Origin of the sequence: Streptosporangium sp. NBC_01810, assembly GCF_035917355.1 — a bacterium.
Lineage (GTDB): Bacteria > Actinomycetota > Actinomycetes > Streptosporangiales > Streptosporangiaceae > Streptosporangium.
The window spans coordinates 3429727-3444326 of record NZ_CP109070.1 but is presented as its reverse complement, the minus strand read 5'-3'; the positions used below and the strand labels follow the sequence as shown (position 1 = coordinate 3444326).

General features: G+C 71.5%; 11 protein-coding genes. 3 read left to right on the top strand and 8 right to left on the bottom strand.

The window, feature by feature from the left end; all coding sequences use genetic code 11:
* Positions 1 to 59 precede the first annotated feature (59 nt).
* The 6 genes from OIE13_RS15485 to yczE form a co-directional block, all read right to left on the bottom strand.
* Positions 60 to 1985: a dynamin family protein gene (locus OIE13_RS15485; protein WP_326639086.1), complete on the bottom strand. Its 1926-nt coding sequence runs from the start codon at positions 1983 to 1985 to the stop codon at positions 60 to 62.
* Between the two features lie 104 nt (positions 1986 to 2089).
* Positions 2090 to 3922 (bottom strand): dynamin family protein, encoded by a 1833-nt coding sequence (locus OIE13_RS15480; RefSeq protein WP_326639088.1) that lies wholly within the window; start codon positions 3920 to 3922, stop codon positions 2090 to 2092.
* A gap of 142 nt (positions 3923 to 4064) precedes the next feature.
* The gene (locus tag OIE13_RS15475) at positions 4065 to 4940 is read right to left on the bottom strand and encodes a nucleotide exchange factor GrpE (RefSeq protein WP_326639090.1); all 876 of its coding nucleotides are present in this window, start codon (positions 4938 to 4940) and stop codon (positions 4065 to 4067) included.
* A gap of 88 nt (positions 4941 to 5028) precedes the next feature.
* A complete protein-coding gene (locus tag OIE13_RS15470; RefSeq protein ID WP_326639091.1) occupies positions 5029 to 5283 on the bottom strand; it encodes a hypothetical protein in 255 nt (84 codons plus the stop codon).
* A 169-nt stretch (positions 5284 to 5452) separates the two neighbouring features.
* Positions 5453 to 7213 (bottom strand): glycoside hydrolase family 15 protein, encoded by a 1761-nt coding sequence (locus OIE13_RS15465; protein ID WP_326639093.1) that lies wholly within the window; start codon positions 7211 to 7213, stop codon positions 5453 to 5455.
* A 9-nt stretch (positions 7214 to 7222) separates the two neighbouring features.
* Complete coding sequence (yczE, locus tag OIE13_RS15460) at positions 7223 to 7867, bottom strand: membrane protein YczE (protein ID WP_326639095.1); 645 nt, start codon at positions 7865 to 7867, stop codon at positions 7223 to 7225.
* A gap of 75 nt (positions 7868 to 7942) precedes the next feature.
* Here yczE and yczR point away from each other — a divergent pair, with 75 nt between their 5' ends.
* Complete coding sequence (gene yczR, locus OIE13_RS15455) at positions 7943 to 9379, top strand: MocR-like transcription factor YczR (protein ID WP_326639097.1); 1437 nt, start codon at positions 7943 to 7945, stop codon at positions 9377 to 9379.
* A 15-nt stretch (positions 9380 to 9394) separates the two neighbouring features.
* Here yczR and OIE13_RS15450 read toward each other — a convergent pair whose 3' ends face one another.
* A complete protein-coding gene (locus OIE13_RS15450; RefSeq protein WP_326639099.1) occupies positions 9395 to 10006 on the bottom strand; it encodes a trimeric intracellular cation channel family protein in 612 nt (203 codons plus the stop codon).
* A 38-nt stretch (positions 10007 to 10044) separates the two neighbouring features.
* Positions 10045 to 11544, bottom strand: coding sequence for a peptide MFS transporter (locus OIE13_RS15445; protein ID WP_326830162.1), 1500 nt, complete (start codon positions 11542 to 11544; stop codon positions 10045 to 10047).
* A 180-nt stretch (positions 11545 to 11724) separates the two neighbouring features.
* On the opposite strand from OIE13_RS15445, the gene OIE13_RS15440 reads away from it, so the two are divergent.
* Positions 11725 to 13560 (top strand): AMP-dependent synthetase/ligase, encoded by a 1836-nt coding sequence (locus OIE13_RS15440; protein ID WP_326639103.1) that lies wholly within the window; start codon positions 11725 to 11727, stop codon positions 13558 to 13560.
* A 130-nt stretch (positions 13561 to 13690) separates the two neighbouring features.
* Positions 13691 to 14569 carry a hypothetical protein gene (locus tag OIE13_RS15435; RefSeq protein WP_326639105.1) on the top strand — a complete coding sequence of 293 codons (879 nt, stop codon included), beginning with the start codon at positions 13691 to 13693 and terminating at the stop codon, positions 14567 to 14569.
* Positions 14570 to 14600 lie beyond the last annotated feature (31 nt).

The following is a 14600-nucleotide window of genomic DNA, read 5'->3' as shown; positions in this document are numbered from 1 at the left end:
GGCCGGAACGACGGCCATGAGAGTGCCGGACCCGGGTGACCGGCGGAGCGGCCGCCCGGTCAGGTTCCGGCGGGGACCGGCTGCTCGGCGCCCAGGGCGGCCACCGCTCCGGCCAGTTCCCTGCGGAGTTCGTGGCCGCGCCGGGTGAGGGCGCCGATCGCCGCGATGCGCTCCTGGCCCGACTTGCGGGCCTTGAGGCGGTCGGCGGCCGAGCGGGCGGAGGCGGACTTCAGCTCGGCGCGCCTGGTCTCCAGTTCCCTGCGCCGCCGGGCCAGGGTGTCGTCGGCGGCCTGCTCGACGCTCACCCGCCAGGTGGCCACCATCCGCTCCAGGTCGAGTGTCATCTCCCTGGTGATCACGGCGAACTGGTCGCGCAGTGCTCCTCTGATCGCCGCCTGGCTGCGCTGCACCTTCTCCATCGAGCGCCGCCCCATGAAGATGGCCGCGCCGATGGCCGGGGCGACCAGGATGAAGCCCACCGGGCCGAGCAGGGCCGTGGCGAAGCCGCCCAGGGACAGCCCGATCGAGGCCGAGGGCAGCACGTCCCGGATGAGGTCCACGCTTTCCGGGGCTTCGGCGGCCGTGTCGCCCCTGACCTGCACCTGCGACAGGCTGGGCATCGCCTGTCTGTCGGTGGTCAGCTCGACCGGGTCGAGGCCGAGATCGCGGGCGAAGGCGTCCAGCGTGGTCCTGGCCAGCTTCTCCACGTCGTAGACGATCTGCGACCAGGCGGCCTCCAGGGAACGCTGGACGCTGACCGGCAGCTCCGCCATGTACTGGTCGATCTGGGCCTGCTTCTTCAGCGTGGCGATCGTGTTCTCGTACGGCTGGCGGATCTCGGCCACCCGTGCGCCCACGATGCCCCCCACCTCCCGGCCGATGAAGGTGTTGGCCACCATGCCCGCCCTGCGCCGCGCGGACAGCTCGGCCAGGCCGGCCAGGTCGGCGTCCACCTCGGCGAGCCTGGCGGTGACGTCGCCGTCGTCGTCGGAGCCCGCGGCGACGTCGTCCTTGGCGCCGGTCGTCAGCGAGCCCAGCACCGACAGGGCGGCGGCGACCACCGTGGCGCCCCGCGCCGAGTCCCTGCCCTCGGCGAAGGCGCGCAGGTGCCGCTCCAGCGCGTCCATGCCGCTGCGCGCCCGCAGCGTGTTCGCCCGCTCCTCGCGCCCCTCGCGCCGCTTGACCTCGGCTGCCTCGGCGAGCTTGGCGCTCACCGGGATCCAGGGTGCCTCCAGGAGCGGGGCCAGTGTCGCCGCCCTGGCGGGGTCGGCGGCGATCGCCTCGGTGACGAACGTCCTCAGGCGGGTCTTGTTCTCCTCCTGGAGGTTTCGCCAGTTGGTCGAATCCTCCACCTTGGTCAGCACGAACACGATCGCCTGGACCCGCTCGGCGGCCTCCGCGAGGAACTCCAGCTCGTGCCTGAGTACCGGCTGGTCCTGCGCGCTGAGCGCGAACAGCAGCGCGTCGGCCCGCTGGAGCATGGCCACGGTCACCTGCCGGTGCCCCACCGTCAGGCTGTCCACGCCGGGGGTGTCGAGCAGCCGCAATCCGTCGAGCAGGGGGTTGTCGAGGGTGATGTCCACGCTGACGACGTCACGACGCTTGCCCGCGTCACCGCGCATCGAGGCGTAGTCGGGGATCGACTCGATGGTGATCGGCGTCTGGAGCGGCCCCGAGTCGGTGCTGCGGTGGACGACGGCGGCCAGACGCGGGCCGCGCCGTAGCGACAGGAAGCAGTTGGTGGCGACGTCGGCGTCGACCGGGAGCAGGTCGGGGTGGCCCACCAGCGTGTTGAGTAGCCGGCTCTTGCCGCGTTTCTGCGCCCCGGCGACCACGATGTCGGTGCACTCGTCCTTCCAGCGGCCCGCGCACGCGGCCAGCACCTCAGCGAGGTCCTGCCTGCCGCACTGCCCGGCCAGCGCGTGGACCTCGTTGGCGTAGCGCAGCAGCCTGGCCACGGGGCCGGTCGGGTCGGAGGTCGTCATGATCCTTTTCTCCTGTCGGGGATGGATGGGGATGGGCCGGTGCCGTCTTCCGGCGGCGTTCCCTCTCAGGAAGCGCCGGTGCCGTCTTCCGGCGGCGTCCCCTCTCAGGAAGCGCCGGCGTGGTGCGACCAGATGGTCTCGTACGCCTCGCAGAGGGTCTCGGCCGCCCGCCGCTGCCGCAGGGAGAGCGGCCGGTGGGTGAGGGAGCGGAACCGGGCGCTCAGGGCGGCGGCGTAACCGGCGATCTCGGCGCTCGGGGCACCGGGCGGCGCCCCGAGCTGGGTGGCCAGCTCGGCACCGGAGAGCAGGAGTTCCAGCGCCCGCCGGTCGTCGAGCGGGACCATGGGGGAGGCCCGCAGCGCCTCGATCGCGGCGGGGTCCACCCGGATCGGCGGGAGCCTCCCGCCGCCGCCCCCGGTGTCGGTGGGGGCCGCCTGCTCCTCCAGCGCCGCTGAGACGAGGTCCTCCAGGACGGTCAGCACGTCCCTGGCCCGGTGCCCGCCGGCGCGGCCCTCGCTCATCATGGCGAGCGTGCGCCAGCGCATCGACGCCGCGGTGGCGGCGGCGGCGACCTGTTCGGGGGAGGCCCCCGCGGGCAGGCCGAGCTGCTCGGCGGGCTCGTCGTGGCGGGCCAGTCGCAGCAGCTCGGCGGTCATCTCCTCGTTCAGGACCAGCGCTCCGCGGCCGAGCGCCTCGGCGGCGGTGAAGATCCGCAGGCCGCCCAGGGAGGTGGCGATCGGCCGGTTCTCGTCGAGCTGGGCCGCCAGCGCGTCCAGGGTGGCGCGGTCGGCACCCATCGCCGGCGTCCTGGCGAGTGCGCGGAGCCGGGTCAGCGCGTCGAGCGCCTTCAGCTGGTCGGCGCGGCGGGCGAAGTGGGCGATGCCCGCGGCCACCGAGCCGGTCGCGGCCCGCCCCGCGGAGGAGTAGCCGGAGCGTTCCAGCAGGTGGGAGGTGAGCGCCTCGGGGGAGGCGGTGCCGGCCGCGCGCACCGCCTCGACCGCGCTGGTGATGCCGTAGCGGTGCAGCCGCTCCACCAGCCGGTGGCGCACCTCGGCCGGCACGGGCAGCTCGGGCGCGGAGCGGAAGTCGTCCAGGTCCAGGAGGTAGTCCTCCAGGTCGTCCTCGTCGAGCCCGGCCAGCGTCGCCAGGGCCGCCACCTCCTCACCGTCCAGCGGGCGGGCCCGCGCGGTCTCGGCCAGCAGGCCGATCACCGGGACCACGTCGAAGACGGAGGTGCGCAGGTCCTCGTACCCCTTGGCGGCCAGCCGCCTGGCGGTCGGCCACGGGTCGCCCTCGTCGCCGCGCCGGTCGACCTGGCCGAGTACGGCGAGGGTGTTGACGCAGCTCATCCCGCAGGCGTCGGTCAGCCCGCGAAACTCCGCGAGGGTGGTGTCGTCGAACTTCTGGACGTAGCGCAGCACGTAGATCATCGCTTGTGCGCGGTCGTCCTCGTCGCCGGAGCCGAACAGCATGCTCCTGGCCGCCCGCTCGTTGGCGGCCGTCACCGTGTTCATGCCGGGGGTGTCGACGATGGTGATCGTGCGCAGCGACGGCAGGTCCAGGGCGACCCGCAGACGCCGGATCCGGGCCACGTCGACGCCGAGTTCGGAGGGGAGCCGGTGGCCTGGCAGCAGCCGGGAGTGGGCCACGCCGCCGTCGAGGAGCTCGATCGTGATGCGGCCGTCGTCCTCGCCGTACTCGTACTGGGTGACGACAAAGGTGCACTCGCCGGCGTCCACCGGGGCGACGGGCAGTCCGAGCAGCGCGTTGACCAGTGTCGACTTGCCGCTGCTGACCGCGCCCGCCACCGCGACCCGCAGCGGCGCGTCGAGGTCGGCGCGTACCTGCGCCACCCGCTCGCGCAGCTCCGCGCCGGAAAGCCTGGCCGAGGTGGTGTCGCACAGGCGGCGCAGCAGGTCCGCGGGTCCGGTGCTCACGCGTCACCGCCCTGGCCGTCCGATGTGTTCCCGTGTTCCGCCGCGCGGGCCGGGAGAGGTCGCGGAGCCGGCTGAGGGGCGGGATCGAACCGTGCGCCTGTCGTGAGGTCCGGCGCGCTGTTCTCGCGGGGAGCCGAGCCGCTCACCGTTCCGCCCCGGGGCCCGGTGAGACGTGGCGGTAGACGACGACCTGCGGTACGCGGATCACGTGTCCACCGTCGGCGTACCCCCGCCTGACCGTCTCGGCGACGATGTCGTGCAGCTCGGGGCTCCCGGCCGGCGCGGTGCCGAACGCCTCGTGCAGGCGCGGGTCGAAGCGCTGCCCGTCCGCGACGATCTCCTGGACGCCGGCCCGGTTCAGTGCCTCCAGCAGCGTTCCCGCCAGCCGGGGGTGGCGCTCGGCGAGCTGGTCCCGGTAACCGACGCAGGCCCCCACCAGGGCCTCCCGCCCGGGGTGACCCTCGGAGAAGAGCCTTTCCACCTGCTGGGTGAGCGCCGGACTGATCCCGCTTCCGGAGACCTGAGCCAGTGCCTCGGACAGCGGATCGGCGGGTGGTCCGGCGGGTGGTCCGGTGGGTGGTTCGGCCGGTGGGCCGGTGCGGCCGGCGACGGGCCGGACCGGCGTCGAGCCCGCCTCGCCCACCGGGAACGGCACCGTCCCCTGCGGTGCCGTCCCCGGTCGAGGTGTCCCGTACGGGGCCGCCTGCCAGGTGCCCGGCACGGGTGCCTGGGCGGGGGCGGGGCGGCGGTTGCGGTGCCACAGGTACAGGCCCGCGGCCGCCGCGGCCAGGGTGCCCGCCGCCACCGCGAGCACCAGGGGCAGCGGGAGGAGTCCGATCGGTGTTCCCACCGTGACGGATCCGGCCTCCCCGGGGCGCAGGGAGCCGACACCGTCACCTCGCAGGGGGGCCGAGGACGCGGTGGCGGTCTCCCCGCGAAGTCCCGCCACCGCGCCGCAGCCGGTCAGTGCCGGCCAGGCCAGCAACAGCAGGGGAAGGAACACGCGTCGGTCCCTCATCGGTCGCCTTTCTCGTCGGCGGCCCTTGTGACCCGGATCCGAGTCCCCCTCTCGGTGAGGTCACGCGGGCTCACGCCGGTTCTTTCCGTCAGACGGTCGGGAAGGGACCCGCGACCTCGGTGTAGTCGGCGACCCCGTCGCCGTTCAGGTCGACCAGGGTCTCGTCGATGTAGCCGTCGCCGTCGTTGTCGAGGTAGACGACGTCGGTGACGCCGTCGCCGTCGACGTCGTAGCGCTCCTCGTCGGCGAGGCCGTCACCGTCGGTGTCGATCAGCTGGGCGTCGGTCCCTCCGTCGCCGTCGTAGTCGACCAGGTCGGTGGTGGTCACGTCGAAATCGCTCATTGGCTGGTTCCTTTCCGATGGTGTTACAGGGGATGAGAGTCACGTTCGCACCGGATTGTTGCAGCCGAATCCCAGATTTCTTGATGATTTTTAAGAAATCTCTGAGCTTGGTCGTCTCATCGGGACTAAAGGTCATAAAAAGGTACAAAAAGGCCAGCTGGGTGCCGTCTCAGCTGAGTGCGCGGGCGGTGTGGATCAGCGGCACGTGGCTGAAGGCCTGTGGGAAGTTGCCGACCATCCGGCCGTAGCGGGGGTCGTACTCCTCGGCGAGCAGGCCGACGTCGTTGCGGAGCGACAGCAGGTGCTCGAACAGCTCGACCGCCTCGTCCTTGCGGCCGATCATCGCCAGGACCTCGGCCAGCCAGAAGCTGCACGCCAGGAACGCCCCCTCACCGCCGGGCAGGCCGTCCACCTCGTTGTCGGTCGAGACCGGGTAGCGCAGCACGAAGCCGTCGACCATCAGCTCGCGCTGGATCGCCTCCACCGTCCCGATCACGCGCGGGTCCTCCGGCGGCAGGAAGCCGACGATCGGGATCAGCAGCAGGGCCGCGTCCAGCTCGTGCGAGCCGTAGGACTGGGTGAAGGTGCCGCGCACCGGATCGAAGCCCTTGTCACAGACCTCGGCGTGGACGCGGTCGCGCAGTTCCCTCCAGCGCGCCAGCGGGCCGGGCTTGGCGAAGGTCTCCATGTGCTTGACGGCCCGGTCGAGGGCGACCCAGCACATGACCTTGGAGTGCACGAAGTGCCGGCGCGGGCCGCGGACCTCCCACAATCCCTCGTCCGGCTCGTCCCAGTGCTCCTCGACGTAGGAGATCAGCTCGAACTGGATGGTCCAGGCCCGATGGTCGGACTCCAGACCCGAGACACGAGACAGGTACAGGGAGTTCAGGACCTCGCCGTAGACGTCCAGCTGGAGCTGGTCGACCGCGCCGTTGCCGATCCTGACCGGCCGGGAGTCCTCGTAGCCGGGCAGCCAGTCGAGCTCAAGCTCGGTGAGCCGGCGCTCCCCGGCGACGCCGTACATGATCTGCAGGTCCTGACCGCGGCCCGCGATGGCCCGCAGCAGCCAGGACCGCCACGCGCGGGCCTCGTCCAGGTAGCCGGAGCCGATGAGGGCGTCCAGGGTCATGGTGGCGTCGCGCAGCCAGCAGTAGCGGTAGTCCCAGTTGCGCACGCCGCCGAGGTCCTCGGGCAGCGAGGTGGTGGGGGCGGCGACGATGCCGCCGGTGGGGGCGTAGGTGAGCGCCTTGAGCGTGATGAGCGAGCGGACCACGGCCTCGCGCCACGGGCCCTGGTAACTGCACCGCTCGACCCACTCGGCCCACAGCTCCTCGGTCGCGGTCAGCTGCTCGTACGGGTCGATCTCCTCGGGCCTGGGCTCGTGCGAGGGGTGCCAGGTGAAGACGAACGCCATGCTGTCGCCCTCGGAGACCTCGAACCTCGCCGTGTGGGCGTAGTCGCCGCCCCGGAGCGGGACGGGGGAGTGCAGCCACACGGAGTCGGGTCCGCCGACGGCCTGCAGGAGGCCGTCGCTGCGGCGCACCCAGGGCACGATCCGGCCGTAGTCGAAGCGGATGCGGATCTCGGTGGCCATCTCCACCGTCCCCGACACGCCCTCCACGATCCTCACCAGGTCGGGGTTGGTGTGCCGGGTGGGCATGTAGTCGGTCACCCGGACCGTGCCGCCGGGGGTGTCCCACTCGCTCTCCAGGATGAGGGTCTCGCCCCGGTAGCGGCGCCGGGTGGCATGGGGCCGCCCGGCGTCCGCGGGGCCGATCCACCACCGGCCGTTCCGGGCGTCGCCGAGCAGTGCGGCGAAGCACGAGGGCGAGTCGAAGCGTGGCAGGCAGAGCCAGTCGACGGAGCCGTCCCTGCCGATCAGGGCCGCTGACTGCATGTCGCCGATGAGAGCGTAGTCCTCGATCCACATGCCTCGAAGCTAACGCCTCGGCGCGCTCCCCGGGGGCCTGGAGCGCAACCGCGCTCCAGGCCGGGTCCGCGGCATGAAGAACTGAGTCAGCGGCCCGATGGCGAGGGCGAACACCAGCGTGCCCAATCCCACGGTCCCGCCGAGCAGCCAGCCCGCGGCCAGCACGGTGACCTCGATGACGGTGCGGGCCGAGCGGATGGACAGGCCCAGGCGGTTCAGGCCGGTCATCAGGCCGTCGCGCGGTCCGGGGCCGAGGCCGGCGCCGATGTAGAGGCCGGTGGCCGCGGCGGTGGCGACGACGCCGAGCAGCAGGTACGCCCAGCGCGCGGCGAGCGCGTCCGGGGTCGGGGCCAGCCAGATGGCCGCGTCGGCGAACAGTCCGAGCAGGACGACGTTGCTGAGGGTGCCCAGCCCCGGCTTCTGCCGCAGCGGGATCCACAGCAGCATGACCAGGGCGCCCACGATGATGATCCAGGTGCCGACCGACAGGCCCAGATGGATGGAGAGCCCCTGGTGGAACACGTCCCAGGGGCTGTTGCCCAGCTGGGACTCGATCTGCAGGCCGATGCCGACGCCGTAGAGCACCAGGCCCGCGTACAGACGGGTGAGCCGGTTGGGCAGGGAACCGAGGGTGGGCAGGGGGAGTTCGCTCATGATGGCCCCAATCATCCAGGCCACCGATTCCGGATAAAAGAGCCAATCATCAAAAGTGGCCTTATGGTGGTTGGTATGGACCGGTATCTCAGTGGCCCCCAGCTCGCCCGTCTCCTGGCGATCGACCCCGGTGCCAGGCCGTACTACCGGGTTCTGGCCCGGAGCGTGCGATCGCTGGTCCTCGACGGGCGGCTGCCGATGCGGGTGCGGGTGCCCGCCGAGCGCCACCTCGCCGAGGCGCTGGGTGTCAGCCGCACCACCGTGACCGCGGCCTACGACCTCCTTCGCGAGCAGGGGTACCTGGAGAGCAGGCAGGGGGCGGGAAGCTGGACGGCGCTGCCCGACGCGGGCTCGCTGGGCGCGGACAACCCGTGGATCGCCGCCGAGGACGACGGGCTGCTGCCGCTGCACGCCGCGGCCCCGAGCGCGATCTCGACGCTGCCCGAGGCGATCGCCGCCGCCACCGGCCAGTATCCCCGCTACACGCTCGGGATGGGCTACGACCCGCTCGGGATCGCCCCACTGCGCCAGGCGATCGCCGCCCGCTACAGCGCGCGAGGGGTGGCCACCCGGCCCGAGCAGATCCTGGTGACCACCGGAGCCCAGCAGGCCATCCACCTGGTGACCACGATGCTGCTCTCGCGCGGGGACCCGGTGCTGCTGGAGTCGCCCACCTACCCGCACGCCATCGACCTGGCCAGGATGCGCGGCGCCAGGATCGTCGGAGTCGGCATCCCGGACGACGGCTGGCGCCACCTGGACCTGCTGACCTGCGCGATGCGCCAGTCGGCCGCCCGCCTCGCATATGTGATCCCCGACTTCCAGAACCCGACGGGGCATCTGATGGACGACGCGGCGCGGGCGGCCCTGGCCGGCGCGGCGCGGCGCTACGGCACGGTCCTGGTGGTCGACGAGAGCTGGTGTGAGCTGGCGCTCGACGAGGAGGCCCGCGCCACGCCGCTGGCCGCCTTCGACACCGACGGGAGGGTGATCACCATCGGCTCGGCGTCCAAGCTGTGGTGGGGCGGGCTGCGCATCGGCTGGATCCGCACCACCGCCGCCACGGTCCGGCGCCTGGCCGTGCTCCGCGCCTCCATCGACATCGCCAGCCCGCTCTTCGAGCAGCTGGTGGTGGCCAGGTTGTTCGAGGACATCGAGCGGGCCAGGGCCGAGCGCGCCCGCCTGCTCGGCGCCTCCAGGGACGTCCTGGCGGCCGAGCTGGCGGCTCGGATGCCCGACTGGAGCTTCATCCCGCCCAGAGGTGGCGGATCGCTCTGGGTGCGGCTGCCGGAACCTTCGGCCACCTCGCTGGCCGACGCGGCGGTCTGCCAGGGGGTCCGGCTGGCCCCCGGGCAGTGGTTCGGCGTGGACGGCACGCTGGAGGGGCGGCTGCGCCTGCCCTTCACCCAGCCGCCCAGAGTCCTCGTCGAGGCGGTGCGGCGCATCGCCGAGGCCAGGCTCAGGGGGGCGTACGGCACCCGGCCCGCCGAGCCCCTCACCCCCGCCCTCTGACCCGGTCGGGGCGGCTCACTCGGAGGTGACGCCCCTGGCCAGCGGGGCCCGCAGCTTCAGCCGCATGGCCACGATGCGCAGCCCGAAGGCGAGGAAGGCGGCGGCCAGCGTGGCCGGCCAGCCGTGCAGGTTCAGGGTGTAGAGCAGCGCCATCATCGCCGAGCCGAGCATGGCGGGCACCGCGTACAGCTGGCGGTCGTACAGCAGGGCGGGGATCTGCCCGGCGAGGACGTCGCGCAGGATTCCGCCGCCGACCGCGGTGATGACCCCGAGCAGGGCCGCGTGCAGGGGGGTGAGGCCGAAGTACATCGCCTTCTCGGTGCCGACCGCGCAGAACAGGCCGAGGCCCGCGGCGTCCAGCACGTTCACCGCGGGCATCACCCGCTCCACCTGCGGGTGCCAGAAGAACACGATCATCGTGGCCAGCAGCGGCACGACCACGTAGCCGATGCTGGAGAAGGCGGCGGGCCGTACGTTCAGGATCAGGTCGCGGGCGACTCCGCCGCCCAGTGCGGTCATCTCGGCCAGCACGGCCATGCCCACCACGTCGAGCCGTCTGCGTACGCCGACCAGGGCGCCGGAGAGGGCGAAGACGAAGATCCCGACGAGATCGAGCACACTATTCACGGATAAATCATCCCATGACCGGATATATGGGATTTCCATTAGCGTGGCGGGGTGGTGCTCGGCGCCCGGTGCTCGCGCATCATCGCATGGAGCCTGCCGGCGAACGCGAGCAGCACCAGCGACGCCACGACGGCGATCAGCGCGAGGGTCAGGAAGTACGCGGGCTCCGACATGTGGTTCTTCAGCCGCCCGGTCTGCCCGCCCACGGCGTCGCCCACCGAGATGGAGATGAACCACAGTCCCAGCATCTGACTCTTGAACGCCTCGGGGGCGAGCTTGGTGGTGACCGAGAGCCCGACCGGGCTCAGTGACAGCTCGCCGAAGACCTGGACGAGGTAGACCAGCACCAGCCACCAGACCGAGATCCTCCCGCTCTCGGCCAGCCTGGCGGCCAGAGCCATGATCATGAAGCTCAGGCCGTTGATGAACAGTCCCACCGAGAACTTGTGCGGAGCGGTCACCCGGTTGCCCAGCCTGACCCAGAGCATCGCGAAGACCGGCACGAAGATCATGATGAACAGCGGGTTGAACGACTGCGTGGTGGCCGGGGTGATCCGGATGCCGAACAGCGACAGGTCCGTCTTGTTCTGGGCGAAGAACAACAGCACGGTCGGCGCCAGGTCGTAGATCATCCAGAAGATGGCGGCGGCGATGAACAGCCAGATGTAGGCCTTCATCCGGGAGTGCTCGTCGTCGGTCAGGTTGTGGCTGCCCAGCAGGATGTAGCCGAAGTAGAACACCGGCACGGCCACGATGAACAGCGTCATCAGGAGTGCGAAGGTGTCGAGGCTGAAGGTGCCCGACGCCACCCAGACGGCCAGGCCGCCAACGGTCACGAGCGCGGCGACGGCCACCGCGAGGCCGAAGTGCCTGCGCTCGCGCGGGGTCAGCCGGTGTCCCGGCCTCTCGCCCACGCCCTTCAGGTGCCGCCTGCCCAGCACGTACTGGCCCAGGCCCAGGGCCATGCCGACCGCCGCCGCGCCGAAGCCCAGGTGCCAGCGGTTGCCCGTGGCGAGCCAGCCGACGACGAGGGGGGCGATGAAGGCGCCGATGTTGATGCTCATGTAGAAGATCGAGAACCCCGCGTCCCTGCGCGCGTCGTCGTCTCGCGGGTAGAGCTTGCCGACCATCGTGGAGATGTTCGGTTTCATCAGCCCGGTCCCGGCGATGATGAGCAGCAGCCCGAACGCGACGAAGACGCCGGTCTCGGCGGGGATGGCCATGCTGATGTGGCCGCACATGATGACGGTGGCACCCCACAGCACGGACCTGCGGGCGCCGAGCACCCGGTCGGCGATCCAGCCGCCGGGCAGGGCGACGAGATAGATGAGCGCGCCGTAGATGCCGACGACCGCCTGGGCGGTCTGCTCGCTCAGGCCCAGGCCGCCGATGGCTGGGGAGGCCGCCATGAAGGTGGCCAGGATGGCCCGCAGGCCGTACCAGCTGAAGCGCTCCCATATCTCGGTGCCGAACAGCGTCGCCAGGCCGCGTGGGTGCCCGAAGAAGGTCTTCTCGCGGGCTCGTCTCCCCGATGGCATGCGACCCCCAAGACGTCAAACTGTGATCAACCTGTAACTCTACGTAAGCATCATGTTGAGAGGCCAATGGTGGCCGTGCATTGTGACGTTTCTTCTCCCTTTCAGGGGCTTGTCCGGGGGGAACGGCGTGTGGTGCGATGCATGCCACTCGTGCAAGTAAGCACTTTCAGGAGGCTCTGTATGACCGGTGTTCTTGAGGAGCGGGCGGCCATCGAGAGGGAGATCGCGGGCCGTACGGTCTGTGGTCAGCTGAAGGAGGCGGCCGAGGACAACCCCGACGCCCCGGCGTACTCCGACCCGGTCGAGGGGGGCTGGTCCACCCTGACCTACTCCGAGGCCCGGCGACGAGTTCTGGAGATCGCCGCGGGTTTCGCCGCCCTTGGACTGGAGCCCGGCGAGGCGGTCGCGCTCATGATGGTGAACCGCAGCGAGCACGTGCTGGCGGACCTGGGCGCGGTGCACGCCGGCGCGGTGTCGTGCTCGGTCTACTCGACCTTCACCCCCGAGCAGGTGGCCTTCGTCGCCGACGACGTCAAGGCGAGGATCGCGGTGCTCGGTGGACCGGCGGAGCTGGCCAGGTGGGAGCCGATCCTCGACGACCTTCCCGAGCTGCGCAAGGTCATCATGTTGGAGGGCGCCCCGGCCGGTGACCGGTTCGTCTCCTGGGACGACCTCCTGGCCCTCGGCCGTGATCGGCTCGCCGCCGATCCCGCCGCCGTCGACGCCCGCTGGCAGGCGGTGACCGCCGACGACGTTCTCACGGTCCTGTACACCTCAGGCACCACCGGCAACCCCAAGGGCGTGCCGCTGACCCACTCCAACGTGTGCTTCGAGGTCGTGGCCACCAACAGGATGGCCAACCTGCCCGTCAAGGGCACCCAGATCTCCTACCTCACCTACGCGCACATCGCCGAGCGGGTGCTCAGCCTCTACCTGCCGCTCTTCAAGCTCTCCCACACCCACTTCTGCACGGACCTCGCACAGCTCGGCGCCACCCTCGGCCAGGTCAAGCCGGTGCTGTTCTTCGGCGTCCCGCGGGTGTGGGAGAAGATGATGGCCCGCCTGCAGGCACTGCTGGCCACCCAGCCCGAGGAACAGCAGGAGGGCGTGCGCAAGGCCATGGCCGCCGGTCTCGCCTACATCGAGGCCAACCAGCACGGGCGTACCCCCTCGCCCGAGGTCCTGGCCGCCTACGAGCAGGCCGACGCGGCACTGCTGTCGATCATCCGGTCGATGATCGGCTTCGACAACGCGGGCTGGCTCGCCACCGCGGCCGCGCCCATGCCGCTGGAGGTCCAGCGCTTCTTCGCCGGTCTCGGCCTGCGGGTCCTGGACGTGTACGGGATGACCGAGACGACCGGCGCGTTCACCGCCAACGCCCCCGACAGCTTCAAGCTCGGCACGGTCGGCCAGGCGGGTCCCGGCGTCGAGGTCCGCATCGCCGAGGACGGCGAGATCATCACCCGCAGCCCGGCCAACACCTGCGGCTACCTGGGACGGCCGGAGGCCAGCGCCGAACTGCTCGACGCCGACGGCTGGCTGCACACCGGTGACGTGGGCTCCATCGACGCCGACGGCTTCGTCAGCATCCTCGACCGTAAGAAGGAGCTCATCATCACCGCGGGAGGCGAGAACATCTCCCCGGCCAACATCGAGAACCACCTCAAGGAGCACCCGCTCATCGGTCAGGCCCTCGCCTACGGCGACCGCAGGCCCTACCCGGTGGCGATTCTCACCCTCGACGGCGAGGTGGCACCCGGCTGGGCGCAGGCCAACGGCATCACCTTCACCACCCTGGCGGACCTCGCCGAGCACCCCGACGTCCTCAAGGCCGTCGAGGGTGCCATCGCCGTCGCCAACGAGAAACTGGCCCGTGTCCAGCAGGTCAAGCGCTGGCGCCTGCTACCGGTGGAATGGACCGCCGAGACCGCGGAGCTCACCCCGAGCCTGAAGCTCAAGCGCCGCATCATCCACGCCAGGTACGCCGAGATCATCGACGGCATGTACGAGGACTGACCGCGGCCCGCCGGCGCCGGATTCCGACCTCGGTCTCCGGCACCGGCCCCCGGCGGCCGGGCGCCGCTTTGCCCAACGGGGCGTGTGTCCTCTACCTGCCTGTTACCGGTGGACTCCTAGCCTCCTGATCATGACGTTGAGAGTCCTTCTCGCATCCCTGGCGGCGGGGACCGTGGTCCTGCCGGTACCGGCAGGAGCTCCGGCGGCCGCCGCCGAGGACCTGACGATCCGCTCGGTGACCCTGCGTCCGGCGAATCCCGTGGTCGGACCCGCCGACGCCGTACGCATGGTGATAGAGGTGGTGGCCCGAGGCGTCACCGGCCCCGAGGGGGTGACGATCAAGGTCGAACCGGGTGCGACCCCCGCTTCGAAGGGAACCTCCTTCCCCGTCACCGCGTCCCGCCCGGGCGGCCGTCCGGACAGGGGGCCCGCTCCGGCCACCCGGCCGGGTCCCGGCCCCGCCCTCGCGCCCGGCCCCGTACCCGGCCCGACCGTGTCCGCCCGCCTCGCCTCGGGCGCGGTGGGCAGGACGGAGGGAACGGCCCCGTTCCGCCCGGGGGAGGGGTGGGAGACCTGGCGGTTCGCGCCGGAGAAGAGCCTGAGCCGCTGGTATCCGGCGGGACCCTGGACCGTCTCCGTGACCGCCAGGGGCGCGGACGGTGCCGAGGTCACCGGGCACAGGGGCTTCCTCCTGAAGCGCCTGACCAGGTTCGGTGGAGTCCAGGCGGTCAGGGGAGGCTCGGGGGTGCGCGTGACGGGCGCGCTGAACCGGGTCGACCCGCAGGGACACCTCGACTACGCCCCCTTCCCCGGCCAGCCCGTCGAGATCATGCACAGGGCCGGTAAGGACGCCGGCTGGACGAAGGTGGCAGATGCCACGACCGACGCCCACGGACGCTTCACCAGGGCGGTCGCGGGGCGTACGGGCGGTGAGTGGCGGCTCAGGTTCCAGGGCACGACGCACTACGCCCCCAGGCTGGGGGTCGTCCACAAGGTCTCGCCACGCTGACGCGAGGTCGCCCACCGGCCCAGGGCGCCGA

Coding starts and splice junctions, on each gene's coding strand:
- OIE13_RS15485 (WP_326639086.1), bottom strand. CDS start 1,985: ATGACGACCTCCGACCCGACCGGCCCCGTGGCCAGGCTGCTGCGCTAC.
- OIE13_RS15440 (WP_326639103.1), top strand. CDS start 11,725: ATGACCGGTGTTCTTGAGGAGCGGGCGGCCATCGAGAGGGAGATCGCG.
- OIE13_RS15435 (WP_326639105.1), top strand. CDS start 13,691: ATGACGTTGAGAGTCCTTCTCGCATCCCTGGCGGCGGGGACCGTGGTC.
- OIE13_RS15475 (WP_326639090.1), bottom strand. CDS start 4,940: ATGAGGGACCGACGCGTGTTCCTTCCCCTGCTGTTGCTGGCCTGGCCG.
- yczE (WP_326639095.1), bottom strand. CDS start 7,867: ATGAGCGAACTCCCCCTGCCCACCCTCGGTTCCCTGCCCAACCGGCTC.
- OIE13_RS15445 (WP_326830162.1), bottom strand. CDS start 11,544: ATGCCATCGGGGAGACGAGCCCGCGAGAAGACCTTCTTCGGGCACCCA.
- yczR (WP_326639097.1), top strand. CDS start 7,943: ATGGACCGGTATCTCAGTGGCCCCCAGCTCGCCCGTCTCCTGGCGATC.
- OIE13_RS15465 (WP_326639093.1), bottom strand. CDS start 7,213: ATGTGGATCGAGGACTACGCTCTCATCGGCGACATGCAGTCAGCGGCC.
- OIE13_RS15470 (WP_326639091.1), bottom strand. CDS start 5,283: ATGAGCGATTTCGACGTGACCACCACCGACCTGGTCGACTACGACGGC.